This window comes from Aquabacterium sp. T101, from assembly GCF_057219775.1.
In genome coordinates this window covers 536747-559003 of sequence record NZ_JBXVVZ010000002.1, presented here as the reverse complement: position 1 = coordinate 559003, position 22257 = coordinate 536747, and the positions used below count along the sequence as shown (strand labels likewise).

General features: G+C 70.1%; 31 protein-coding genes and 1 tRNA gene. 25 read left to right on the top strand and 7 right to left on the bottom strand.

The annotated features are described in order from the left end of the window. The 18 genes from rplX to AC2EAQ_RS09660 all read left to right on the top strand — a co-directional run bounded on the left by rplX (position 1) and on the right by AC2EAQ_RS09660 (position 8769). Entirely contained in the window at positions 1-330 is a 330-nt protein-coding gene (gene rplX, locus AC2EAQ_RS09745) for a 50S ribosomal protein L24 (protein ID WP_484642719.1), read from the top strand. Positions 331-335: 5 nt separating this feature from the next. Beyond that, the gene (gene rplE, locus AC2EAQ_RS09740) at positions 336-914 is read left to right on the top strand and encodes a 50S ribosomal protein L5 (protein WP_484642718.1); all 579 of its coding nucleotides are present in this window, start codon (positions 336-338) and stop codon (positions 912-914) included. A gap of 9 nt (positions 915-923) precedes the next feature. Next, positions 924-1229: a 30S ribosomal protein S14 gene (gene rpsN, locus AC2EAQ_RS09735; protein WP_484642716.1), complete on the top strand. Its 306-nt coding sequence runs from the start codon at positions 924-926 to the stop codon at positions 1227-1229. A 24-nt stretch (positions 1230-1253) separates the two neighbouring features. After that, on the top strand, positions 1254-1646 hold the full coding sequence (gene rpsH / locus AC2EAQ_RS09730) for a 30S ribosomal protein S8 (protein WP_484642714.1): 393 nt from the start codon (positions 1254-1256) through the stop codon (positions 1644-1646). 13 nt (positions 1647-1659) lie between these two features. Then, positions 1660-2193 carry a 50S ribosomal protein L6 gene (rplF, locus tag AC2EAQ_RS09725; protein WP_484642712.1) on the top strand — a complete coding sequence of 178 codons (534 nt, stop codon included), beginning with the start codon at positions 1660-1662 and terminating at the stop codon, positions 2191-2193. A 21-nt stretch (positions 2194-2214) separates the two neighbouring features. After that, the gene (gene rplR / locus AC2EAQ_RS09720; protein WP_484642710.1) at positions 2215-2583 is read left to right on the top strand and encodes a 50S ribosomal protein L18; all 369 of its coding nucleotides are present in this window, start codon (positions 2215-2217) and stop codon (positions 2581-2583) included. Between the two features lie 27 nt (positions 2584-2610). Then, positions 2611-3129, top strand: a complete 519-nt coding sequence (gene rpsE, locus AC2EAQ_RS09715; protein ID WP_484642708.1) for a 30S ribosomal protein S5 — start codon at positions 2611-2613, stop codon at positions 3127-3129. A gap of 19 nt (positions 3130-3148) precedes the next feature. Continuing rightward, positions 3149-3331: a 50S ribosomal protein L30 gene (gene rpmD / locus AC2EAQ_RS09710; protein WP_484642706.1), complete on the top strand. Its 183-nt coding sequence runs from the start codon at positions 3149-3151 to the stop codon at positions 3329-3331. Further along, positions 3331-3765 (top strand): 50S ribosomal protein L15, encoded by a 435-nt coding sequence (gene rplO / locus AC2EAQ_RS09705; RefSeq protein ID WP_484642702.1) that lies wholly within the window; start codon positions 3331-3333, stop codon positions 3763-3765. The genes rpmD and rplO overlap by 1 nt, the downstream gene beginning before the upstream one ends. Before the next feature lie 8 nt (positions 3766-3773). Next, positions 3774-5084, top strand: coding sequence for a preprotein translocase subunit SecY (gene secY / locus AC2EAQ_RS09700; RefSeq protein ID WP_484642699.1), 1311 nt, complete (start codon positions 3774-3776; stop codon positions 5082-5084). A 4-nt stretch (positions 5085-5088) separates the two neighbouring features. Then, complete coding sequence (gene infA, locus AC2EAQ_RS09695) at positions 5089-5307, top strand: translation initiation factor IF-1 (RefSeq protein ID WP_009855680.1); 219 nt, start codon at positions 5089-5091, stop codon at positions 5305-5307. A 29-nt stretch (positions 5308-5336) separates the two neighbouring features. Next, complete coding sequence (gene rpmJ / locus AC2EAQ_RS09690) at positions 5337-5450, top strand: 50S ribosomal protein L36 (RefSeq protein WP_028997278.1); 114 nt, start codon at positions 5337-5339, stop codon at positions 5448-5450. A 15-nt stretch (positions 5451-5465) separates the two neighbouring features. After that, entirely contained in the window at positions 5466-5831 is a 366-nt protein-coding gene (gene rpsM, locus AC2EAQ_RS09685; protein ID WP_484642694.1) for a 30S ribosomal protein S13, read from the top strand. Positions 5832-5853: 22 nt separating this feature from the next. After that, entirely contained in the window at positions 5854-6261 is a 408-nt protein-coding gene (gene rpsK / locus AC2EAQ_RS09680; protein WP_484642692.1) for a 30S ribosomal protein S11, read from the top strand. 139 nt (positions 6262-6400) lie between these two features. Beyond that, entirely contained in the window at positions 6401-7024 is a 624-nt protein-coding gene (gene rpsD / locus AC2EAQ_RS09675) for a 30S ribosomal protein S4 (RefSeq protein ID WP_484642689.1), read from the top strand. 138 nt (positions 7025-7162) lie between these two features. After that, entirely contained in the window at positions 7163-8152 is a 990-nt protein-coding gene (locus tag AC2EAQ_RS09670; protein ID WP_484642687.1) for a DNA-directed RNA polymerase subunit alpha, read from the top strand. Positions 8153-8250: 98 nt separating this feature from the next. Beyond that, positions 8251-8649 carry a 50S ribosomal protein L17 gene (gene rplQ / locus AC2EAQ_RS09665; protein ID WP_484642684.1) on the top strand — a complete coding sequence of 133 codons (399 nt, stop codon included), beginning with the start codon at positions 8251-8253 and terminating at the stop codon, positions 8647-8649. A gap of 43 nt (positions 8650-8692) precedes the next feature. Further along, a tRNA-Met gene (locus AC2EAQ_RS09660) sits at positions 8693-8769 on the top strand. A gap of 90 nt (positions 8770-8859) precedes the next feature. On the opposite strand, the gene AC2EAQ_RS09655 is transcribed toward AC2EAQ_RS09660, so the two are convergent. Together AC2EAQ_RS09655 and AC2EAQ_RS09650 are read right to left on the bottom strand one after the other, a co-directional pair. After that, the gene (locus AC2EAQ_RS09655) at positions 8860-9642 is read right to left on the bottom strand and encodes a LytR/AlgR family response regulator transcription factor (RefSeq protein ID WP_484642681.1); all 783 of its coding nucleotides are present in this window, start codon (positions 9640-9642) and stop codon (positions 8860-8862) included. A 9-nt stretch (positions 9643-9651) separates the two neighbouring features. Beyond that, a complete protein-coding gene (locus tag AC2EAQ_RS09650) occupies positions 9652-10473 on the bottom strand; it encodes a helix-turn-helix transcriptional regulator (RefSeq protein WP_484642676.1) in 822 nt (273 codons plus the stop codon). 344 nt (positions 10474-10817) lie between these two features. Between AC2EAQ_RS09650 and AC2EAQ_RS09645 the strand changes: the two genes are divergently transcribed. Beyond that, positions 10818-11573, top strand: a complete 756-nt coding sequence (locus tag AC2EAQ_RS09645; protein ID WP_484642673.1) for an HD-GYP domain-containing protein — start codon at positions 10818-10820, stop codon at positions 11571-11573. A gap of 38 nt (positions 11574-11611) precedes the next feature. Here the strand turns inward: AC2EAQ_RS09645 and AC2EAQ_RS09640 are convergent, their stop codons facing one another. From AC2EAQ_RS09640 to AC2EAQ_RS09625, 4 genes are all read right to left on the bottom strand, one after another. Beyond that, positions 11612-12157, bottom strand: coding sequence for a hypothetical protein (locus AC2EAQ_RS09640; protein ID WP_484642667.1), 546 nt, complete (start codon positions 12155-12157; stop codon positions 11612-11614). Further along, positions 12154-12915, bottom strand: coding sequence for a LytR/AlgR family response regulator transcription factor (locus AC2EAQ_RS09635; protein WP_484642665.1), 762 nt, complete (start codon positions 12913-12915; stop codon positions 12154-12156). The genes AC2EAQ_RS09640 and AC2EAQ_RS09635 overlap by 4 nt, the downstream gene beginning before the upstream one ends. Further along, positions 12887-14161 (bottom strand): hypothetical protein, encoded by a 1275-nt coding sequence (locus AC2EAQ_RS09630; RefSeq protein WP_484642663.1) that lies wholly within the window; start codon positions 14159-14161, stop codon positions 12887-12889. Before AC2EAQ_RS09630 ends, AC2EAQ_RS09635 begins: the two co-directional genes overlap by 29 nt. Positions 14162-14319: 158 nt before the next feature. Beyond that, positions 14320-15375, bottom strand: coding sequence for a hypothetical protein (locus AC2EAQ_RS09625; RefSeq protein ID WP_484642661.1), 1056 nt, complete (start codon positions 15373-15375; stop codon positions 14320-14322). A 312-nt stretch (positions 15376-15687) separates the two neighbouring features. Between AC2EAQ_RS09625 and AC2EAQ_RS09620 the strand changes: the two genes are divergently transcribed. Both AC2EAQ_RS09620 and AC2EAQ_RS09615 read left to right on the top strand, forming a co-directional pair. Next, positions 15688-16710: a hypothetical protein gene (locus tag AC2EAQ_RS09620; RefSeq protein WP_484642659.1), complete on the top strand. Its 1023-nt coding sequence runs from the start codon at positions 15688-15690 to the stop codon at positions 16708-16710. Further along, a complete protein-coding gene (locus tag AC2EAQ_RS09615) occupies positions 16707-17234 on the top strand; it encodes a hypothetical protein (protein ID WP_484642657.1) in 528 nt (175 codons plus the stop codon). The genes AC2EAQ_RS09620 and AC2EAQ_RS09615 overlap by 4 nt, the downstream gene beginning before the upstream one ends. Here the strand turns inward: AC2EAQ_RS09615 and AC2EAQ_RS09610 are convergent. Beyond that, positions 17158-17757 (bottom strand): hypothetical protein, encoded by a 600-nt coding sequence (locus AC2EAQ_RS09610; protein WP_484642655.1) that lies wholly within the window; start codon positions 17755-17757, stop codon positions 17158-17160. The genes AC2EAQ_RS09615 and AC2EAQ_RS09610 overlap by 77 nt on opposite strands. Before the next feature lie 364 nt (positions 17758-18121). Here AC2EAQ_RS09610 and AC2EAQ_RS09605 point away from each other — a divergent pair, with 364 nt between their 5' ends. The 4 genes from AC2EAQ_RS09605 to AC2EAQ_RS09590 all read left to right on the top strand — a co-directional run bounded on the left by AC2EAQ_RS09605 (position 18122) and on the right by AC2EAQ_RS09590 (position 22257). Further along, the gene (locus AC2EAQ_RS09605; protein WP_484642653.1) at positions 18122-18568 is read left to right on the top strand and encodes a hypothetical protein; all 447 of its coding nucleotides are present in this window, start codon (positions 18122-18124) and stop codon (positions 18566-18568) included. Between the two features lie 140 nt (positions 18569-18708). After that, on the top strand, positions 18709-19158 hold the full coding sequence (locus tag AC2EAQ_RS09600) for a universal stress protein (protein WP_484642651.1): 450 nt from the start codon (positions 18709-18711) through the stop codon (positions 19156-19158). After that, positions 19155-19874, top strand: a complete 720-nt coding sequence (locus AC2EAQ_RS09595; protein ID WP_484642649.1) for an ABC transporter ATP-binding protein — start codon at positions 19155-19157, stop codon at positions 19872-19874. The genes AC2EAQ_RS09600 and AC2EAQ_RS09595 overlap by 4 nt, the downstream gene beginning before the upstream one ends. Before the next feature lie 19 nt (positions 19875-19893). Next, positions 19894-22257 (top strand): ABC transporter permease, encoded by a 2364-nt coding sequence (locus AC2EAQ_RS09590; RefSeq protein WP_484642647.1) that lies wholly within the window; start codon positions 19894-19896, stop codon positions 22255-22257.

Below are 22257 nucleotides of genomic sequence, written 5' to 3'. Positions count from 1 at the left end.
ATGAACAAACTCCGCAAGGGCGACCAGGTCATCGTGACGACCGGCCGCGACAAGGGCAAGCGCGGCACCGTGACCCGCCGCGTCGACGACTCCCATCTGGTGGTGGAAGGCGTCAATGTCGTCAAGAAGCACGTCAAGCCGAACCCAATGAAGGGCACCACCGGCGGCGTGATCGACAAGACGATGCCGATCGACCAGTCCAACGTGGCGATCTTCAACCCCAAGACCGGCAAGGCCGACCGCGTGGGCGTCAAGGTGCGTACGGGCAGCGATGGCAAGCCCGAGCGTTTCCGCGTCTTCAAGTCCAGCGGCGAAGAGATCAAGGCGTAAGCACCATGGCCAAGAAACAAGCTGCCGCCTCCGCGCCCGCCGCACCGGCGCGCCTGCAGGCGATCTACCGCGAGAAGATCGTTCCGGACCTCATGAAGAAGTTCGGCTACAAGTCCACCATGCAGGTGCCCCGCCTGCAGAAGATCACGCTCAACATGGGCGTGAGCGAGGCGGTCTCCGACAAGAAGGTGATGGACAACGCCGTCGGCGACCTCACCAAGATCGCCGGCCAGAAGCCCGTGGTCACCAAGAGCCGCAAGGCCATCGCCGGCTTCAAGATCCGCGAGAACGTGGCCATCGGCACGATGGTCACGCTGCGCGGCGCCCGCATGTACGAGTTCCTGGACCGCTTCGTCACCGTGGCCCTGCCGCGCGTGCGCGACTTCCGCGGCATCTCCGGCCGGTCGTTCGACGGGCGCGGCAACTACAACATCGGCGTGAAAGAGCAGATCATCTTCCCCGAGATCGACTACGACAAGGTCGACGCGGTGCGGGGCATGAACATCAGCATCACGACCAGCGCGAAGACCGACGACGAGTGCAAGGCGCTCCTGCAGGCCTTCCGCTTCCCGTTCAAGAACTGAGGCACGCTCATGGCCAAACTCTCCCTCATCCAGCGCGAGCTCAAGCGCGAGCAGCTGGCAGCCAAGTACGCCAAGAAGTACGCCGAGCTGAAGGCGACCGCCAACGACGCCAAGAAGCCTGACGAAGAGCGCTACGCCGCCCGTCTGGCGCTGCAGTCCCTGCCGCGCAATGCCTACCCGACGCGCCAGCGCAACCGCTGCGAGCAGACCGGTCGCCCGCGCGGCACGTTCCGCAAGTTCGGCCTGGCCCGCAGCAAGATCCGCGAGCTCGCCTTCCGTGGCGACATCCCCGGTGTCGTCAAGGCCAGCTGGTAAGCCCAGGCGCAAGGAGCAATTCAAATGAGCATGAGTGATCCGATCGCCGACATGCTGACGCGCATTCGCAATGCCCAGAGCGTGGACAAGACGGCCGTCACGATGCCGTCGTCCAAGCTCAAGGTGGCGATCGCCCAGGTGCTGAAGGACGAGGGCTACATCGAGGACTACGCGATCAAGGGCGGCGCCAAGGCCGAGCTCGAGATCGCGCTGAAGTACTACGCCGGCCGGCCCGTGATCGAGCGCATCGAGCGCGTCAGCCGTCCCGGCCTGCGCATCTACCGTGGCCGCCACGACATCCCGCAGGTCATGAACGGCCTGGGTGTGGCGATCGTCACCACGCCCAAAGGCGTGATGACCGACCGCAAGGCGCGCGCTGCCGGTATCGGCGGCGAAGTGCTGTGCTACGTGGCCTAAGGAGGATCGAGCGATGTCGCGCGTAGGAAAGATGCCGATCGCCCTCCCGCAAGGCGTGGACGTGGCGGTGTCGGCCAGCGAGATCAGCGTCAAGGGCGCCCAGGGCACGCTCAAGCGGCCCGTGCACCCGCTGGTCACGGTCAAGAACGAGTCGGGCAAGCTGACGTTTGCCGCCAACAACGACAGCGCCGAGGCCGACGCCATGAGCGGCACGATGCGTGCGCTGGTGGCCAACATGGTCAACGGCGTGAGCAAGGGCTTCGAGAAGAAGCTGTCGCTGGTGGGCGTGGGCTTCAGGGCCCAGGCGCAAGGCACCAAGCTCAACCTGCAGGTGGGCTTCTCGCACCCGGTGGTGATGGACATGCCCGCCGGCGTGAAGGTCGAGTGCCCGACCCAGACCGAAATCAACATCAAGGGCGCTGACCGCCAGGTGGTGGGCCAGATCGCCGCGGAAGTGCGCGCCGTGCGGCCGCCCGAGCCCTACAAGGGCAAGGGCATCCGCTACTCCGGCGAGCGCGTGGTCTTGAAAGAGACCAAGAAGAAGTAACGGACACATCAGAGGCCGACCATGTCACTGAACAAGAACGACCAGCGTCTGCGCCGCTCGCGCCAGACCCGCGTGCGCATCGCCCAGCAGCGTGTCGCACGTCTGACGGTGTTCCGCAGCAACCTGCACATCTACGCCAGCGTGATCTCCGACGACGGTGCCCGCGTGCTGGCCTCGGCCTCGACGGCCGAGAAGGAAGTGCGCGAGTCCATGGGAGCGGAAGGCAAGGGCGGCAATGCCGCCGCGGCCGCGATCGTCGGCAAGCGCATCGCCGAGAAGGCCAAGGCGGCCGGCGTCGAGACCGTGGCTTTCGACCGCGGTGGCTATGCCTACCACGGGCGAGTCAAGGCACTGGCGGAGGCGGCCCGCGAGGCCGGCCTCAAGTTCTGATCACGCGAAGACAGAGGAATCCAAGCGATGGCTAAGTTTCAACCGCGCGTGCAGGACGAAGGCCGCGACGACGGCCTGAAGGAAAAGATGATCGCGGTCAACCGCGTCACCAAGGTCGTCAAGGGCGGCCGCACGCTGAGCTTCGCGGCCCTGACGGTCGTGGGCGACGGCGACGGCCGCATCGGCATGGGCAAGGGCAAGGCCAAGGAAGTGCCCGTGGCGGTGCAGAAGGCCATGGAAGCCGCCCGCCGCAACATGAAGAAGGTCGCCCTCAAGGACGGCACGATCCACCACAAGGTGGAAGGCGTCCACGGCGCGGCCAAGGTGCTGATGGCCCCGGCCAAGCCCGGCGACGGCATCATCGCCGGCGGCCCGATGCGCGCCGTGTTCGAGGTGATGGGCGTCAAGGACATCGTCGCCAAGAGCCACGGCTCGACCAACCCCTACAACATGGTGCGCGCCACGCTCGACGCCCTGTCGCGCTGCAACACGCCGGCCGAAGTGGCGGCCAAGCGCGGCAAGTCGGTCGAAGACATCTTCAACTGAGCGCCGCTGGAGCACAAACATGGCTGACAAGAAAACCGTGACCGTCAAGCTGGTCCGCAGCGTGGCCGGCACGATGCAGTCGCACCGCGACACGGTGCGCGGCCTGGGCCTGCGCAAGCTCAACAGCACGCGCACGCTCGAGGACACCGCCGCCGTCCGCGGCATGATCAACAAGGTCTCGTACCTGGTGAAGGTGCTGTGATGCAACTCAACACCATCAAGCCGGCAGACGGCTCCAAGAAGGGCCGCCGCCGCGTCGGCCGAGGCATCGGCTCCGGCCTGGGCAAGACCGCGGGTCGCGGCCACAAGGGCCAGAAGAGCCGTGCCGGTGGCTATCACAAGGTGGGCTTCGAAGGCGGCCAGATGCCGATGCAGCGTCGCCTGCCCAAGCGTGGCTTCAAGTCGCAGTCGCTGAAGTACGCCGGCCAGATCACGCTGGCCGACCTGCAGGCCCTGGCGCTGCCCGAAGTGGACGTGCTCGCCCTGAAGCAGGCCGGCCTGGTGGGCGACCTGATCAAGACGGTCAAGGTCATCAAGACCGGTGAACTCACCGCCAAGGTCGTGCTCAAGGGCATCGGCGCAACGGCGGGTGCCAAGGCTGCCATCGAGGCCGCCGGCGGCAGCATCTCCGAGTAAGGCGCAAGTTGGCCACCAACGCCTCCACCCTCGCCAAGAGCGGCAAGTTCGGCGACCTGCGGCGCAGGCTCGTCTTCCTGCTGCTCGCCCTCGTGGTCTACCGGCTGGGGACGCACATCCCCGTGCCCGGCATCGACCCGGGGCAGATGGCCGAGCTCTTCAAGAGCCAGGGCGGCGGCATTCTGAACCTGTTCAACATGTTCAGCGGTGGCGCGCTGTCGCGCTTCTCCGTGCTGGCGCTGGGCATCATGCCCTACATCTCCGCGTCGATCATCATGCAGCTGATGACCTACGTGGTGCCTTCGCTCGAGGCGATCAAGAAGGAAGGCGAAGCCGGCCGGCGCAAGATCACGCAGTACACGCGCTACGGCACGCTGCTGCTGGCGATCTTCCAGTCGCTGGGCATCGCCATCGCCCTGGAAGGCTCGGCCGGCCTGGTGCTCAACCCGGGCGTCGGCTTCCGCTTCACGGCCGTGGTCAGCCTGGTGTCGGGCACGATGTTCCTGATGTGGCTGGGCGAGCAGATCACCGAACGCGGCCTGGGCAACGGCATCTCGATCATCATCTTCGCGGGCATCGCCGCGGGCCTGCCGAGCGCGATCGCCGGCCTGTTCGAACTGGTGCGTACCGGCGCGATGAGCATCATTGCCTGCATGTTCATCATCGCCCTGGTGGGCCTGGTGACCTTCGCCGTGGTGTTCGTGGAGCGCGGCCAGCGCAAGATCCTCGTCAACTACGCCAAGCGGCAGGTGGGCAACAAGGTCTACGGTGGCCAGAGCTCGCACCTGCCGCTCAAGCTCAACATGAGCGGCGTGATCCCGCCGATCTTCGCGTCGTCGATCATCCTGCTGCCGGCCACGGCGGTGGGCTGGTTCGCCACCGGCGAAGGCATGCGCTGGCTGAAGGACCTGTCCGGCGCGCTGTCGCCCGGCCAGCCGATCTACGTGCTGCTGTACGCGGCGATGATCGTCTTCTTCTGCTTCTTCTACACCGCGCTCGTCTTCAACAGCCGCGAGACGGCCGACAACCTGAAGAAGAGCGGTGCGTTCATTCCCGGCATCCGCCCCGGCGACCAGACGGCCAAGTACATCGACCGCATCCTGGGCCGCCTGACGCTGGCCGGTGCCGTGTACATCACCGCGGTGTGCCTGCTTCCCGAGTTCCTGGTCCTGAAGTGGAACGTCCCGTTCTACTTCGGCGGCACGTCGCTGCTGATCATCGTGGTCGTCACCATGGATTTCTGGGCCCAGGTCCAGAGCTACGTGATGAGCCAGCAGTACGAGTCGCTTCTCAAGAAGGCCAATTTCAAGACAACCTGAAGCGATGGCAAAGGACGATGTCATCCAGATGCAGGGGGAGATCCTGGAGAACCTCCCCAACGCCACATTCCGCGTGAAGCTGGAGAACGGCCACGTGGTCCTGGGGCACATCTCCGGCAAGATGCGCATGCACTACATCCGCATCCTTCCGGGGGACAAGGTCACTGTTGAATTGACGCCCTACGACCTGTCCAGGGCACGAATCGTGTTCCGGGCCAAGTAAGGCACGGAACGAGGATCAAGGAGAGCAAGATGAAAGTCGCCGCATCGGTCAAGAAGATGTGCCGCAACTGCAAGATCATCCGTCGCAACGGCGTTGTGCGCGTGATCTGCACCGACCCGCGCCACAAGCAGCGTCAAGGCTGATTCGAAGGAAGAAACATGGCACGCATTGCCGGCATCAACATTCCGCCGCACAAGCACACCGAGATCGGTCTGACGCACATCTACGGCATCGGCCGTACGACCGCGCAGAAGATCTGCGACGCTGCGGGCATCGCCTACAGCAAGAAGATCAAGGATCTGACCGACGGCGACCTCGAAAAGATCCGCGACGAGATCGGCAAGATGACGATCGAGGGCGACCTGCGCCGCGAGATGTCGATCAACATCAAGCGCCTGATGGACCTCGGCTGCTACCGCGGCATGCGCCATCGTCGCGGCCTGCCGGTCCGCGGCCAGCGCACCAAGACCAATGCGCGCACCCGCAAGGGCCCGCGCAAGTCCGCCGCCGCGCTGAAGAAGTAATCGGAAACGAAGGAACGAGCTCATGGCCACCAAGGCACAGCCCAACACCGCCGCACGCCGCGTCAGCAAGAAGGTCCGCAAGAACGTGACCGACGGCATCGCGCACGTGCACGCGTCGTTCAACAACACCATCATCACGATCACCGACCGCCAGGGCGGCGCGCTGTCGTGGGCGTCCTCCGGTGGCCAGGGTTTCAAGGGCTCGCGCAAGAGCACGCCCTTCGCCGCCCAGGTGGCCGCCGAGAACGCCGGCCGTGCCGCGCAGGAACAGGGCATCAAGAACCTGGACGTGCGGATCAAGGGCCCCGGCCCCGGCCGCGAGTCCAGCGTGCGTGCGCTGGCGTCGCTGGGCATCCGCATCAACTCGATCTCCGACGTGACGCCGGTGCCGCACAACGGCTGCCGTCCGCAGAAGCGCCGCCGCATCTGAGCGATTTCGTGCCATGCCGGCGGGGCTTCGTGCCTTGCCGGCATTGGCGTTTTGAAGACCACCGTCCGAGCATCCACAACAACATCCGCCGGACTCGCGCGACACGAAGGTCGCGTCAGCAAGACTGAAGGAAAGCAACGTGGCACGTTACCTCGGCCCCAAGGCCAAACTCTCCCGCCGTGAAGGCACCGACCTGTTCCTGAAGAGCGCTCGCCGCGCCATCAGCGACAAGGCCAAGTTCGAATCCAAGCCCGGCCAGCACGGCCGCACCAGCGGCTCGCGCACCAGCGACTTCGGCCTGCAGCTGCGCGAGAAGCAGAAGGTCAAGCGCATGTACGGCGTGCTGGAGCGCCAGTTCCGCCGCTACTTCGCCGAGGCCGAGCGCCGCAAGGGCAACACCGGCACCACGCTGCTGCTGCTGCTCGAATCGCGCCTGGACAACGTCGTCTACCGCATGGGCTTCGGCAGCACGCGCGCCGAGGCGCGCCAGCTGGTGTCGCACCAGGGCATCACGGTCAACGGCAACGTGGTCAACATCCCGTCCTACTCGGTCAAGGTGGGCGACGTGGTCGCCGTGCGCGAGAAGGCCAAGAAGCAGCTGCGCGTCCAGGACGCCGTGAAGCTGGCCGAGTCGGTGGGCATGCCCGCCTGGGTGAAGGTCGACGCGAGCAAGCTCGAAGGCGTCTTCACCAAGGCCCCGGACCGTGACGAGTTCGGCGCCGAGATCAACGAGTCGCTGATCGTCGAACTCTATTCGAGGTAACTGGGCCCGCGGCGCCGCCGCGTTCCCGTCCGCGTTTGCTCCGCCTGCCGGGCGTGGGGCATCCATCAACAGCCCGGCGTGGTCCATCAGCCTTATCGGTGTAACGAGCCGAGGGTATTGAGAGGAACAAGAGAACTCATGCAAACCAATCTGCTGAAGCCCAAGTCCATCAACGTCGAGCCGCTCGGCGGCCATCGCGCCAAGGCCACGCTCGAGCCTTTCGAGCGCGGCTACGGCCACACCCTCGGCAACGCGCTGCGTCGCGTGCTGCTGAGCTCGATGGTCGGCTACGCGCCGACGGAGGTCACCATCGCCGGCGTGCTGCACGAGTACTCGACGATCGACGGCGTGCAGGAAGACGTCGTCCACATCATGCTCAACCTCAAGGGCGTGGTGTTCCGTCTGCACAACCGCGACGAGGTTACGCTGGTCCTGCGCAAGGAAGGCGAAGGCCCGGTCACCGCCGGCGACATCCAGACGCCGCACGACGTGGAGATCATCAACCCGCAGCACGTCATCGCTCACCTGGCGCAGGGCGGCAAGCTCGACATGCAGATCAAGGTGGAGAAGGGCCGCGGCTACGTGCCGGGCAACCTGCGCCGCTTCGGCGACGAGCCCACCAAGAGCATCGGCCGCATCGTGCTGGACGCGTCGTTCGCGCCCGTCAAGCGCGTCAGCTACGCGGTGGAGAACGCCCGCGTCGAGCAGCGCACCGACCTCGACAAGCTCGTGATGGAGATCGAGACCAACGGCGCCATCAGCCCCGAGGAGGCGATCCGCGCCTCGGCCAAGATCCTGGTGGAGCAGCTGGCGGTGTTCGCCCAGCTCGAGGGCAGCGATCTCGCCGCCTTCGACCAGCCGGTGGCCACGCGCAGCTCGCAGTTCGACCCGATCCTGCTGCGCCCGGTCGACGAGCTCGAGCTCACCGTGCGTTCGGCCAACTGCCTGAAGGCCGAGAACATCTACTACATCGGCGACCTGATCCAGCGCACCGAGACCGAACTGCTGAAGACGCCGAACCTCGGCCGCAAGAGCCTCAACGAGATCAAGGAAGTGCTGGCATCGCGCGGGCTCACCCTCGGCGCGCGCCTGGAGAACTGGCCGCCCCAGGGCCTGGACAAGCGTTAACCGGCCACCCCGAGGCGCCTTCGGCGCCCGAGGGTTCGGCCCCTGTGCAACCCCCGGTACCTGACACGGCCGGGGTTCGATAAAGAGAGCAAAGCACCATGCGTCACCGTCAAGGACTCCGCAAACTCAACCGCACCAGCAGCCATCGCCTGGCGATGCTGCGCAACATGTGCAATTCGCTGATCACCCACGAGGCGATCAAGACCACGCTACCCAAGGCCAAGGAACTGCGCATGGCCGTGGAGCCGCTGATCACGCTGGGCAAGGAGCCCACGCTGGCCAACAAGCGCCTGGCCTTCGACCGCACGCGCGACCGCGACGTGGTGGCCAAGCTGTTCGGCGAACTCGGCCCGCGTTACAAGGCGCGCCCGGGCGGCTACACCCGCATCCTGAAGATGGGCTTCCGCGTCGGCGACAACGCGCCGATGGCCTTCGTCGAGCTGGTGGATCGTCCCGAGCCCGTTGCCGAAGAAGCCAAGGCCGAGACCACCGAGTAAGCCTCGAAGAGCCGCAAGGCTCTGCTAGAATTCACGGTTCTGACGCGGGGTGGAGCAGCCTGGTAGCTCGTTGGGCTCATAACCCAAAGGTCGCAAGTTCAAATCTTGCCCCCGCAACCAATCGCCGGTGCCCTTGCGCACCCAGGAAGCCCGCCTCGAGCGGGCTTCGTCGTTCTGGGCCAGGTACTTGCCATGCCGCCTCGAGGCGGCTCAGTGCGACTTGAAGATGCCCTCGAACGGCTTGCTGATGAACAGCCAGTCCGGGCGGCCGTGCATCTGCAGCTTCATGCGGCCGAGGTCGTCGCGCACCAGCGTGGCGGCGTGGTCGATGTTGATCACCGTGCTGCGGTGGATGCGGCGGAATCGCGTCGGGTCGAGTTGCTGCTCGACCATGCCCAGGCCGCGCTTGAGCAGGGCTTCGCCGTCGCGCAGGACCACCCGCGTGTACTTGGCCTGCGACTGCATGTAAAGCACGTCGGCCAGGCGCACGATCACCGTGGCCTGGCCCTTGCGGGCGGTGATCCAGGCCGGCGCGCCCGTGTCTGCGGAGTGGCCGGCGGTGCGGCTTTCCACCGCGTCGACGCGGGCCAGCGCCTTGGCCAGGCGTGGCATGCGCACCGGCTTGAGCACGTAGTCCACGGCCGCATGCTCGAAGGCGTCGATGGCGAGGTTGGGATCGCCCGAGGTGAAGACGATCGGGATCGGGTAGGGGAGCATCTGCACGACGTCCATGCAGGAGCCGTCGCCGAGGTGCACGTCGAGCACGAGCAGGTCCGGCACCGCCTCTTCCACCGCTTCGAGCAGCGCATCCACGCGCGACACCGTGGCGCAGATCTCCCAGTCAGGTCGCAGTCGGGCGATCGACTCCGCCAGCCAGCGCGCCTGCTCTGGCTGGTCCTCGGCGATGACGACGCGTCGGCGCGGGCCGGCGTCGCGGGACGGGCGGGGCACCGGCGCGATGTCGGTGCCGGCGGCAACAAGGCTGTCGTTCATGGTGGGTCCTCACGGGTGAAGGGACGCGTTGCGCACCGGCTCGGCGCGGGCAGGCAACGGCAGGTAGGGGATGGATGTGCGCAAGGCCGGTAGCGGCGCCAGCGCGCCCGCGGCGTGACCTGCCGGTGCCAGCTCACCGGCGCGCGGCTGCACCGCATACCAGCTGGCCAGTGCGGCACGCTTGCCCATGCCCAGGCGCCGCAGGATGCGCGCGAGATGCCGCTTGATGGTGTTCGGGCTCAGCTTCAGCGCGATGGCGATCTGCTTGTTGGTCATGCCTTGCGAGACGAGGCGCGCGACCTGAAGCTCGCGGGCGCTCAGCCGCGGGCCGGGTGCGTCGGCGAACTCCCGCGCCGAATCAACGCCGAGGGCCGGCACCACGGCCGTCTGCAGCGCCGGGGCCGGCCGGCTGCGGGCGTGGTCCAGTCGCGCGAGCAGTGTGTCCAGCGTCGCTTTCAGCGCGGGCGTGAGGGCCGGCTCGAGCCGCGGCCCGGCGATGCAGGGCGACTGCACCAGTCGGCGCAGACGTCGGGCGGCCAGCGCGGCCAGTTCCGGGCAGGCACCGACAGCCGTGTCCAGGCTCCGGGTGGCCTGCGCGACAAGCGGCGCGTCATGATCCACGATCGCGGTCAACAGGCTGTCGACGTGCGCCACCACCCGGGCGGCCTCGGGCAGGAGGCGCGCCTCGCCAGCCACCGGGCCGGGCAGGCCCGGCGGCCAGCGCCCGGGCGCGCTCGACGCGTCGACCAGTTCTTCCAGGCGCAGGCTGCGCACATTGGTGGTCCAAGGGTCATCGATGTCGATGGTGGAAAGACAGGGATGGACGTTCACTCGGGGCCCTCCGTCGAGGCCGGTTCCTGCCGGCGGCGTGCCAGCGCAAGGGAATCGCCTTGGTGGGCCGAATCGTCTTCACTTCAGCAGGCGAGTTCGCAACACGGAACAAACGGCCAATTTCGCGGAACTACCATCCGATTTGCCGGAACTGCTTGGGCCGCGCATCGCTTGCAGGACCCGCGACGCCGCTGGGAGCCGGTACGGCGGATGCCCCGATCAACTTGTCTCGGGTAAGGAATCGCCGGCCTCGTGGCTGTGCATCGGCGCCTCGATCCACCTCGCGCCAGTCCTGCAGGGCCCCTTCAGACTCCGCCCCGTCGCTTCCACTGCGGGGACTCACGATGGGCTTCCTGGACTTCTCCACTCCCACGCTGGCGCTGCCGGCGGCGCTGCCGGGCGGCCTGCCGCGTCGGTTTCCACCCGACCTCAAGTGGCCCCGGACGCCCATGCCGCCCGACCAGTTGCAGGGCTTCGGCAACCCGGGCCAGGCGGCCGAGGAGGCCGGCGAGTGGGGCGTGCACGACACACTGCAACTGCTCAACCATGTCGCCACCCTGAAGGACGGCAACACGGCACAGCACGTGGTGCGCATGGCGCACATCACGGCCTGCCTGGGCGAGCGCTACGGCCTCAATGCGCGCCAGAACGACATGCTGCTGCATGCCGCGCCACTGCACGACATCGGCAAGATCGCCATCGCTGACGACATCCTCAAGAAGGACGGCCCTCTCACCCCGGAGGAGACGGCCCGGATGCGCACCCACTGCCAGATCGGCTTCGACCTGCTGTCTCGCTCGCAGTCGCCCACGCTGCGGCTGGGTGCCGAGATCGCGCTCAACCACCATGAGCGCTGGGACGGCGGGGGCTATCCCCAGGGTCGGCAGGGCGAGCAGATCCCGCTGTCGGCCCGCCTCGTGGCCGTGGCCGATGTGTTCGACGCGCTGACGTCGGTGCGCCCCTACAAGGCCGCCTGGAGCTTCGAGGACTCGCTCGCGCACGTGGAGGCCCAGTCGGGCGCCCACTTCGACCCGGCCGTCGTGGCCTGCCTGCGACCCTGCCTCGGGCAGATCCGCAGCATCGTCGAGTCCTTCGCCTGAGCGCGCAACCGCGCGGCCCTTTGGCGAGGCGTCCGGTGTCAGCCGGCCGCGGGCAACCGTGCGCTGCAGGCCACGGCACCTGCCGTCAGGCACGGCTCCACGCGCACGGCCCCTGGCGGGCGCGCATCCGCCAGTGCCTGCCACCGCGCCGACAGGCCGGCGTCGGCACCCGACACCCGGAAGTGCACGCGGTCGTCGTCAAGGCGCAGGTTCAGCTGCAGGTGCCGCCCGCCACCCGGCCCCGGCGGGCCGGTCAGCAATGCCCGGGCCACGTCGGCCGCATCGGCCAGGTGTGCTGACCGGTCGTCGTCGCCGCCAGGGTCCACGACCACGTCCACCGTGGTCCCCTGCGGGTCGACGCTGTCGCGCACCGCGGCCAGGCATTCGATCCAGTCGAGCAGCCAGGACACGCGGGCCACCGAGCCGCGTTTCTCGACATACAGGCCCGACGACAGGTAACCGCTGATCGCGTCGAGCAATGCCACGGGCTCGCCCTCGCCCGTAACCATGCGATGACGCAACACGCTCATCGCGTTGAGCAGAAGGTGGTGGTCCACCCACACCGGGCCGGCCGAAGGATTCATGGGTTCTTGAAGTGGCGCTCGAACGCCTTGCTGACATGCAGCCACTCCGTGCGGCCGCGCATCTGGAGCTTCAGCCGCCCGAGGTCGTCACGCATCAGGGTGCCAGCATGCTCAATGTTGACGACCGTGCCGCGATGGATGCGCACGAAGCGCGCGGGCGGCAGCTGCTGCTCGACGAGGCCGAGCCCCCGCTTGATCAGCGCTTCGCCGTCGCGCAGCACCACGCGCGTGAACTTTACCTGCGACTGGAGGTACACCACCTCGGCGTGATGCACCACAACCGTGGCATCGCCCTTTCGCGCCGTGAACCAGCCGGCCGTGTCCGGAGGCGCCGCCGCGGGCCGGGCGTCGAGCGCGTCCACCCGGTTCAGCGCACGCTGCAGGCGCGACGCCCGCACGGGCTTGAGCAGGTAGTCCACGGCGGTGTGCTCGTAGGCGTCGATCGCGAAGCTCGGGTCGCCGGACACGAACACGATCGGCACCGGATAGGGCAGACGCTGCAACGCGTCGATGGAGGTGCCTCCGATGAGGTGCACGTCGAGCATCAGCAGGTCCGGCGCATGGTCGTCGACGGCCTGCATCAGCTGGTCCGCGTTGCGCACGACGGCGCACACGCTCCAGTGGGGCCGCAGGCGGTGCAACAGGTCGACGATCGACGCGACGTGTTCGGGCAGGTCCTCGGCGAGCACGACGCGGCGGGCACGGCTCCCGCGGCCGACAGCGGCGGCGTCATGGGCGTCTTCCTCCTCGGTCGTCATCGGCAGTGGCGTCGTCCGCGCCGTGGCGGCGGGTGTCCGTGGCGGTGTCGTGAGTGGCCGCCAGCCGCCAGGGCCCCCGTGCGAAGCGCATGCGCAGCCAGTGCAGGCCGTCGGGCTGGAGTGCGAACCAGTTTACTGCCCCGTGCACGTCGGTGAACCAGTCGCTGGCCGTGTCGAGCACCAGCCCGCGCAAGGCCTGCGGCCCGATCAGCAGCTGCGCCTGCGGCGTGACGACGGCCACCATCGGCTCGGCCTCGCCCGTGGCGGGCGACAGGCAGGTCCAGGCCACCAGCAGATGGCGTCCCATCGCGGCCAGCTTCGGCGCCACCGCATAGGTGCCCGGCAGGTGGCTGGTCACCTTCACGACCAGCGGCGTGGCGCGCAGGTCCGGCAGGACGAAGCCCACGAACACGTCCCGGCTCTCGGGCTGGGCCGCCACCGTCGACGTGAAGCTCACGGCCAGCGACTCGCGCAGCGGCACCAGACCGCCCAGTTCCGCGGCCACCTCGCTGGCGCCGGGCTCGCCCGGCAGCCACTGCAGGACCTGGTCCCGCCACGACCCGCCGCCCAGGCGCGACACCAGCACCGCGCGCGGGAACGCGTCGGAGAGCGAGGCCAGCACGAAGTTGTCGCGATGGGGATCGAAGCTGCAGCGCTGGTCGAGACTGCGGCTGCCGAACCAGGGCCGCAGGCCGGCCAGTGGTCCCGCGTCCGGCGCGCGGTTGCCGCGGCTGGAGGGCAGGCGCAGGCTGCAGGCGAAGCCGCCCTGGACCAGCGAACCGTCGGGCCAGCGCGCGAGGTGGGCCAGGTGCAGACACAGATGCCCGTGCCCGTAGGCCATGCGGACCGGTGTGCCCGGCCACGGGCGATGCAGGCCGCGGGCCGCGGAGGGTGCAGCCCGGTCGTCCGGGCCGGTGGGCGCGCGCAGCGGGTCGTCGAGCACCCAGCGCAGACTGCCGTCGGACGCATGGCCCTGCACGATCAGGCCCTGGGCGCCAGGCTCAGCGGCTGCTGCGTCGCTGCGCGCATGGGCGAGTGCGAAGCCCTCGGAGCCCAGCCAGGTGAAGCCCGCCACTTGCCAGCCCGGAGCCCGCGGTGGCAGGGTGAGGTGCAGGCGCGGCTGGCCGTCGGCGTCGAAGCGCCAGATGCGTGCGTCGCCCCGCTGCGGGTCGATCACGCAGGCGGCCATGTCGCCGCTTCGGGTCGGGCAGGCGAACACGGGCGCCACCGAAGGGCCGGGGGCCACCGTCGCCACATGCTGCACCGACAGCCGCAGGCGCCCGGCGGACTCGAACCTGGGCGTGCCGGGCGTTCGTGCGGGTGTCGGGCCCTTCGGTCCCCGAACCGGCGTGCCGGAGGATCGAGTTGGCATCGGCGATGGGCTTTGCGTGCGGCTGGCGCGCGTCAGGCCCTGCCGCGGGGCGTGGGCTCGCCCGGTTGCAGCCCCGAACGCGTGACCGGGTGCGTGGAAACGATGTCGCGTCGCTGCCCGGCCACGCGGGGACCGGCCGCGAAGGGCATCAGGGCCGCGTCGTTGACCCGCAGCGCCGCCAGGGCCTCGCCGCGGAGGCGGTCGCCCATCGCGCGCAGCGCGGCCCGCCCGTCCGCGCCGATCGGCAGGGCACCGACCGAGCGCATCGCGGCATCGGCGTGGACCGACACGGCGCGCTGGCAGGCGGTGGCAAAGGCGCGGTGCTCCGCCTGCCACACCGCGGTGAGGGCCGGCTGGCGCAGGGCCCGCACGCGCCGCAGCTCGTGCAGCTGGCTGACGATGAGCACCGACCCGAGGCGGCCGGCGAACACGCGCAGCGCGACGCCCAGGCCGGGGTCATCGACACGGCCGCCGCAGTGCAGGACCATGTCGGCGCACGCGATGCCGATGCAGGCGCTGCGCTCCACGACGTCGTCGAGCCGGAAGCGCGCCAGCGGCGTGGTGCTCTGCCACACCCAGGCCTGAAGTGCCGGCTGCAGCACCGTGGCATGGTGGTCCAGCCGCAGTCGCCCGCGGACGCCCTGCAGCGCGGCATCCCCGGGGTTGTGCGACTCGATCACGCCGAGCAGGGTCTGCGCCAGGCGGGCACGCCAGGGCGCGGGTTCGAAGCGGTCATCGTCGAAGGGTGTTGCGGCGGCTGCGGTGGGAGCGTCGTCCGTCAGCAGGCTGGCATGCAGCAGGGACGACAGCAGCGCCACCTGGATCGCGGCGTCGGGCGACGCGCCGCAGATGTCGGCGCAGGCCATGACCACCGCAGCGTGCGGCCGGCTGGCGGCGGGCAGCGCCGCAGCCGAGTGGGGCAGCGAGGCATGCACGGCGCTGAACTGCGGCCGCTTCACCAGCCAGTCGAACAGGGACTCGAGTTGCGCCCCGACGCCGAGTTGCCATGCGGCGCTGCCCAGCGGGCGGTGGCTTGTGCGCCGCGGCGACCAGCGGCGCAGGAGGGCGGTAGCTTCGGCGAGGTTCATGGCGTGCAGGGGGTTCAGAGGGGCGGGGCCCGGCGGGCCCCGATGGCGACACACTTTGTGACACGGCGCAACGGCCGTGTCGAAGCGGGTGCCAATCGATGCCGGCCTGCATCCAGGCGCCGCCGCCGGGAACGAGGCCAACGCGGGCGTCCGGTGGCCGCGGGCAAGGGCCCAGCGAAGGGCTTCGTTGCCCGGCGGCCCGGATTGCAGCCTGCGCGATTGCGGCCGATTCCCGTTGTCCCAATGCCGTTGCATCCGGTCACACACTGTGTCCGCGGGCTCATCGGTCCGCGCTGCCAAGGGGACCACACCGTGCGACTCGAACTTGCCTCACAGCTCCTGTGCCTGCCGGAGGACCTGCCATCCCCGACGCATCTCGTGCCCGACGGCTCGGTGGCCTGGCAGGCCACGGTGGCAGCACGGGTGGAAACGCTGCACCGTCTCGCGACGCCGGGCAGCGGCCCTGCGGCCGCCGATCCCTTCGTGGCGGGCAGCCTGCGCCATGCGGCCTTGCTGATGCTGCTGGGACAGTGCATCGACACGCCCGAGCCTGCCGCGCTCGAACTCGGCCTGCTGGCGGAGCTGTTGCAGGCCGCCGCCACCGGCGAGGCGACAGCCACGCACGAGGCGACGGAAGCGGCCGAGCCGACCGACGCCGACTTCGTTGCCGAACCCTGGCGCCTGCGTGCCGTCGAAGCCTTCGTGACCCACCTGCGCCAGGGCGACTCGCACCTCTGCGGGGCCACGATGTTCGGCGCGCTGGTGCCGGTCTGGCGCGTCGACTCGCATGTGGTGCCCGCGATCCGGCGTTGGGTCTGGTGCTGCACCACGCCGCTGGCCGGCGTCCAGTTGCGCCAGGCCGCAGCCGCCGTGTCCGAGATGTTCAACGAGTGCGCCGTGCTGCTGTGCCGGCTCGACGGCCTGGCCGGCGCGGCGCGCCGAGACGGGGTCATGGCCGTGGCGATGAACATGTCCTCGATCTGGTCCGTGCAGTTCCTGCATGCGCTGCGGCGCCGCCGACGCGCATCGGCACCGGGGGCCGAAGTCGCCGCCGACGCCGCCGACGCGCAGTTCGACAGGGCCTGCCGGCGCGAGCTGGCGTCCTGCACGGTCGCCGCGCTGCGGGCCGTGGCCCGCCTCGACGTGGGCCCGGCGCTGCAGCGTGCGTTGCGCGTGTTCTGTGCCCGCCAGTACGACGTGGCCTCGCGCTCGATGGCCGCGTTCGCACCCCTCGCGGCTGGCGCCGTCGACAGCGACGCGCCGGAGGTCCTGCCGGGCAGGGCCGGCCGGGCCTGCGAGACGGCCACGGCAGCCCCGTCCCCGCGGGCGCCATGACGCGGCTCCGGCCCGACGGCCGCGGGACCCTCGCCCCGGCGCCGGACCTCGCGATCACGTTCCTGCGCAGCCTGGCGCCGCCGCAGCGTCAGGCCTTCGTGTCCCGCATGCGCCAGCCGGCATTCGCAGCGAAGGTCCGGGCGGTCGAGGCGCTCGTGGACGCCGCGCTGATGACCGGCGCGCGCGCCGGCGGCGCCGCGCTGGCACGGTCGATGGCCGCGCGGCTGGTGTCCGCGGTCGAGCCGGCCGACCCCTTGCTGCTGCAGTTCGCCGCGCACGCGGTGCGGGGCGGCACGCGCCCCGCACCGCCATGGCCCGGCATCGTCGACGCTGACGCCGACGCCGCAGGTCCGGCCCGCGCCCAGCCCTTCGCGCTGCAACTGGCGCTCGAACTTGAGCGCGCCAGTGCCGGGCCACCGCCGGGACGGGAGGCCGGCGCGAAGGCCGTCACGGCGCGCAGCGCGCACGCTGCAAGGCGTGTCGGTCCGCGCCGCCAGGCGGAGCGGACTCCACCGCGGCAATGAAGCGGCGCAGGTGCGCGTCCGCCTCCGCGAAGTGGTCGGCCCGGTCGCACACCGTGTTCCAGCCGCTGCCGTCGCGCCGGGCGTCCTCGACGAACGCCACGGCAGCGCGCGCCACCGCGCCCGCCAGGGCCGCGAACGGCACCGGGACCACCTGGCGCAGGCCCGCGCAGTCGAGTGCCGTGCGCACCGACGCCATCGCGGCGGGCTCGAACACCACCAGCGCCTGCGGCGCACTGCCGAGGTGCGCGCCGGCGCGGCCGACGCGGGCCCGCTCGATCAGGTCCATCAGCGCTTCCACGCCGCAGGCGTCGAAGCCGGGTTCGACGATGTAGCGCAGCAGCCAGGCGCGCTGCAGCCGCGGGTCGATCACCTGGTGATGGCGCGGCAGCCACAGCCAGGTCAGCCGGTCGATGCACGACACCAGCAGGCCCATCGCCTCGCCCCACCAGCGGCGCTGCATGCACAGCTCCAGGGCGCGCAGGTGGCAGGGCACGGCCTCGGGGAAGCGTGTCGTGGGGGTCATCGTGTAGCTCCTAGGGTCGATCGATGCCACGCAAGCTGATGTCTGTGGCATCTCATCGTTGATTGGCGAGCTGATCGTAGGAACGGCATGCACGCATTGCCGATAGCAGTACGAACAGAGGAAAAACTTCCACCAAACTGCTGATCGGCGAAACGAGCATAGGCAAGAACCAGCGCGATGCTCGATCGCCGCACCGGCACCGGCGGCCACCGGTTCTCCCTACAGGGGCCGATGAATCCGCATCAGGCGGCATCGGTTCCTCGTAATCAGCGATCCGATCCAGTTCGTCAAAGTCGCTGCACAGCGCCGCAAGACTCCGGCCGTGTCCCCTTTGCCCGGAGCCCTTCGGATGGAAGCCAGCCCCATGACCCCCGCGCGCCCCACCGCGCCGGCCGCGTCCTGCGTCGACACCGCACCACGCCGCGTCGAGCCCTGGATGTGGCTCGAAGAGGCCGCCGAATCGGCGCGCGCCCGAGCCGCGGGTCGGCCGGTGGCGCTGCCGACGGGCGACGCCGCACTGGCCGACGGCCTGGGGGTCCTGGACGGCGTGGACGACCTCGTGGCGGCGGTGATCGACACCGACGAGCGCGCCTTCAGCGTCGGCTGCGAGGCCCTGTTCCGGCAGGTCGTGGGCACCCGCTGCCTCGCGGCGCTGGCGGCGCGCCGGCTGGCGCGCGTGGTCCACAGCCGCTGGTTCCCCGTGCTGATGCGCGTCACGCCGCGGCGGCAGCAGCTAGGCCTGCGCCTGCGGACGTTGCACCGCACGCTGGCCGGCATGGTGGACGGCGGGCCGCCGACGGCGCCGGGCTGACCCGCGGCACGCGTGACCCTGCATCGCCACGCGACCCCAGCCGGTGCCGCCCGCCGCCCGGGCCCTTGCGCCCGGTCAACACGCCGCCGTGCCTGCCATGCACCATCGAAGGCCCCGCCATCCTGCCCCGTGGAGCCTTCATGTACCAACGCATCCTCGTGCCGATCGACGGCAGCGCCACGTCCGCCCGCGGTCTGAAGGAGGCGCTGTCGCTGGCGCACACCTGCCGTGCCAGCGTGGTGCTGCTGCACGTGCTCGAGTACTCGCCGGTGATGCTGGAGATGGCCACCAGCACCACCTGGGAGCTGGTCGACCGGGACCTGCGCGCCCAGGCGCAGGACCTGATCGACGCCGCGCGCGACCAGGCGCTGGCGCAGGGCGTCGCCTGCGAGGGTCATGTCGTCGACGCCGCCGCGCAGCGTGTGTGCGACGTCGTCGTCGCCCAGGCCCGGGAGCGTCGCTGCGACCTCGTGGTGATGGGCACGCATGGCCGGCGCGGCGTGGCCCATGCGCTGCTGGGCAGCGACGCGGAGCGCGTGATCCGCCTGAGCCCGGTGCCGGTGCTGCTGGTGCGCGCCGACGACGCGTGAAGCCGGACGACGCTGCGCCCGTCTTCGTGGCGCGGGGGCTGACCAAGACCTATGGCAGCGGCGACGCGCAGGTGCGCGCCCTGGCCGACGTGGACCTGGACATCCGGCGCGGTGAGTTCGTCGTGCTGCTCGGGCCGTCGGGCAGCGGCAAGTCCACGCTGCTGAACATCCTGGGCGGGCTCGACGTGCCCACCCGCGGCGAGCTGCGCTTTGCCGACCACACCTTGTCCGGCGCCGGCGAGGCCGAGCTCACGCGCTACCGCCGCGAGCACGTCGGCTTCGTGTTCCAGTTCTACAACCTGATCCCCAGCCTCACGGTGCACGAGAACGTGGCCCTGGTGACCGACATCGCGGCGCACCCGATGTCGGTCGACGAGGCACTGGCCTGGGTCGGCCTGACCGAGCGGCGCGACCACTTCCCGTCGCAGCTGTCGGGCGGCGAGCAGCAGCGCGTGGCCATCGCGCGGGCCATCGTCAAGCAGCCCGACGTGCTGCTGTGCGACGAACCCACCGGTGCGCTCGACTACGCCACCGGCAAGCGCGTGCTGGAGGTCATCGCCCGCGTCAATGCGGAGCTGGGCACCACGGCGGTGGTGATCACGCACAACGTGGCCATCGCCGGCATGGCCGACCGCGTGATCCGGCTGGCCGACGGCCGCGTCACCGCGATCGAGCGCAACGCGCACCGGCTGAGCCCGTCGGAGCTGTCGTGGTGAGCGGCGGGAAGCACGGGCCGTGAGAGCGCTCGACCGCAAGCTGCTGCGCGACCTGCGCTCGCTGTGGAGCCAGGCGCTGACGATCGCGCTGGTGGTGGCCAGCGGCCTGGGCGGCTTCCTCACCAGCCTGTCGGCGGTGGACTCGCTGGCCGCGGCGCGCGACGACTTCTATGCCGCGGCGCGCTTCGCCGACGTGTTCGCCACCGTCAAGCGCGCGCCCGACGCGGTGGCCGACGCCCTGCGCGCGGTGCCCGGCGTGGCCGAGGTGGCTACCACCATCGAGCAGGTGGTGCGGGTGGAGATCCCCGGCGACGCCGACCCGATCATCGGCCAGCTGATCGGCATCGACGCGCTGGTGCCCGCGTCGCTGAACCGCGTCACCGTCAGCCGCGGCCGCACGCCCGAGGCCGGGCGCGGCGACGGCGCGCTGGAAGCGCTGGTGTCCGAAGGCTTCGCCCAGGCGCGCGGCCTGGGCCCCGGCGCGGAGCTGCGCGCGCTGGTCAACGGCCGCGAGCGCACGCTGCGCATCGTGGGCACCGCGCTGTCGCCGGAGTTCATCTTCGCCGGGCTGTGGGGCATGCCCGACCAGCGCGGCTTCGGCATCTTCTGGCTCGACCGCGACTCGCTGGCCGCGGCCTACGACATGCGTGGCGCGTTCAACCGCGTGGCGGTGCGGCTGGCGCCCGGCGCGTCCGAGCGCGACGTGATCGCCGCCCTGGAGCAGCGCCTCGCGCGCCACGGCAGCCGCGACGTGATCGGCCGCGCCGACCAGGTCTCGCACGCGATGCTCGACAACGAGATCCAGGAGCAGCGCGTGCTCGGCACCGTGCTGCCGGTGATCTTCCTCGGCGTGGCGGCCTTCCTGCTCAACGTGGTCGTGTCGCGGCTGGTGGCCACGCAGCGAGAGCAGATCGCGGCGCTGAAGGCGCTGGGCTATCCCAACGCGCGCATCGCGGCGCACTACCTGGAGCTGGTGCTGCTGATCGTCGCGGTGGGCCTGGTGCTCGGGGTGGCGGTGGGCGACCGGCTGGGCACGCTGCTGACCGGGCTGTACGCCGAGTTCTTCCACTTCCCGCGCTTCGACCACCGCATCGATCCGCCGCTGCTGGTCACCGGCGTGGCGATCACGCTGGTCACCGCGGTGCTGGGCACCCTGTCGGCGATCGTGGCCACGGTACGGCTGGCGCCGGCCGAGGCCATGCGCCCGCCGGCGCCGGGCCGCTACCGCCGCACCTGGATCGAACGCCTGGGCCCGCAGGGCCTGCCGCCGGCGCTGCGCATGCTGCTGCGCGGCATCCAGCGGCGCCGCCTGCGCACCGCGCTGTCGGTGGGCGGCGTCGCGGCGGCGGTGGCCATCGTCGTGCTGGGCAACTTCTTCCGCGACGCGATCGAGGTGGTGGTCGACGCGCAGTTCAACGTCGCGATGCGCAGCGACGTGGCGCTGTGGCTGGCCGAGCCGCAGGACGACCGGATGCGGCTGGACGTGGCCCGGCTGCCCGGCGTGATCGAGGTCGAGTCCACGCGCTTCGTGCCGGTGACCTTCGTCCACGGCCACCGCCGCGAGCGCAGCCTGATCCGCGGCTATCCGGCGCGCGGCGCGCTCTACCGCGTGGTGGACGCCGACCTGCATCCCACCGTGCTCGACGGCCGCGGCCTGGTGATGACCGACCGGCTGGCCGCCAAGCTCGGGCTGCGCGTGGGCGACACGGTGCAGGTGGAGGTGATGGAGGGCCGCGCCCGCACCGTGCCCCTGGTGCTGGGCGCCACCGTGCGCGAGATGATGGGCCTGAACGCCTACATGGAGCGCGACGCGCTGAACCGCGCGCTCGGCGACGGCGACCTCGCCAGCGGTTTCGTCGTCGCGCTGGAGCGCGGCCGCGAGGCGGCGCTGCTGGACGCCACGCGGCGCCTGCCGCGCGTGGCCGGCGCCTTCAGCAAGGCCACGATGCTGCGCAACATGGAAGCCATCAGCGCGCGCAACGTGCGCATCATGAGCACCATCCTCACCGCGTTCGCGGTGGTCATCGCGGTGGGCGTGGTCTACAACAACGCGCGCATCGCGCTGGCCGAGCGCGGCTGGGAACTGGCCAGCCTGCGCGTGCTGGGCTTCAACCGGGCCGAGGTGTCGGCACTGCTGCTGGGCGAGCTGGCGCTGGTGATCGCGGTGGCGCTGCCGCTGGGCATGGCGCTGGGCTGGGGCCTGACCCACCTGGTCACGGGCCTGATCGCGTCGGACCAGTTCTACTTTCCGGTGGTGCTTCGCGCACGCACCTTTGCCGGCGCGGCGCTGGCGGTGCTGCTGGCCGGGGTGGCCAGCGCGCTCGTCGTGCGCCGCCGCGTCGACCGCCTCGACCTCGTGGCGGTCCTCAAGACCAGGGAGTGA